Source organism: Bradyrhizobium macuxiense (assembly GCF_007993935.1).
Taxonomy (GTDB): Bacteria; Pseudomonadota; Alphaproteobacteria; order Rhizobiales; family Xanthobacteraceae; genus Bradyrhizobium; species Bradyrhizobium macuxiense_A.
In genome coordinates this window covers 1-1,098 of sequence record NZ_VITY01000048.1, presented here as the reverse complement: position 1 = coordinate 1,098, position 1,098 = coordinate 1, and the positions used below count along the sequence as shown (strand labels likewise).

At 64.3% G+C, this 1,098-nt stretch carries 1 protein-coding gene; it reads left to right on the top strand.

Annotated elements, in window-relative coordinates:
* Positions 1-76: 76 nt before the first annotated feature.
* A partial coding sequence (locus FBZ93_RS40395; protein ID WP_146993232.1) for an IS5 family transposase occupies positions 77-1,098 on the top strand: 1,022 nt, incomplete at its 3' end.

Here is a 1,098-nt window from a genome sequence, read left to right as displayed (position 1 = left end):
GCTTTCCTGCGTTTTGGGATTTCGTTTTTGGGCGGTTCGTGATTCCCTGACGGCGTCGTCGACATTGGGGAATGCGATGAGCAAACCGCGGGATGATCGCCAGAAGGACCTGCTGCTTCCGGCCCTGGATCAGATCATCGACATGGGTCATCCGCTGGTGCGGTTGGCGGCGCTGATCGACTGGAACGTGCTGAATGAGCGCTTTGGTTCGGTGTGCCAGGCGGGGTCAGGGCAGCCGGGCTTGCCGACGCGGCTGATCGCCGGCCTGTTCATTCTGAAGCACATGCACAACCTGTCGGATGAAGCGCTATGCGCCCGCTGGATCGAGAACCCCTATTACCAGCACTTCTGCGGCGAATTGAGCTTCTGCCACCGGTTGCCGTTCGATCGATCGTCGATGACGCGCTGGCGGCAGCGGCTCGGCGAGGAGCAGCTTGTCGCGCTGATCCAGGAAAGTCTGTCGGTGGCGCACAAGACCGGCGCGATCGGCGCGAAGGACCTGGAACGGGTGGTCGTCGATACCACGGTGCAGCCCAAGGCGGTCGCCCATCCGACCGACGCGCGGCTGATGCATCGAGCAATCGTCAAGCTGGTCGGGCTCGCCAGGCGCAACCGTGTGCCGCTGCGCCAGAGCTATCTGCGCCTGGCCAAGCGCGCCGCCATCATGGTCGGCCGCTATACCCACGCCCACCAGTTCAAACGCGCCCGGCGGCAGCTCAAGTTCCTGCGGACACGGCTCGGCCGGATCATCCGCGACATCCGCCGCAAGATTGATGGCGATACAGCGCTGGAAGCTCGCTTCGGCCCGTTGCTCGGTTTAGCGCAGCAGGTGCGCAGCCAGGATCAGCACCAGCGCGGTCCAAAGGTTTATGCATTGCACGCCCCGGAGATCGAGTGCATCGGCAAGGGTAAGGCCCGCGCGCCCTACGAGTTCGGCTGCAAGGTCAGTATCGCCACCCCCGTGACGTCTCCGAAGGGCGGCCAGTTCGTGCTTCACGCCAAGGCCCTGCACGGCAATCCCTTCGATGGGCACACGCTCGGCCCCGTGATCGCCGACATGGAGAAGCTCACCGGCGTGGAGGCTCGCCGTATCCACGT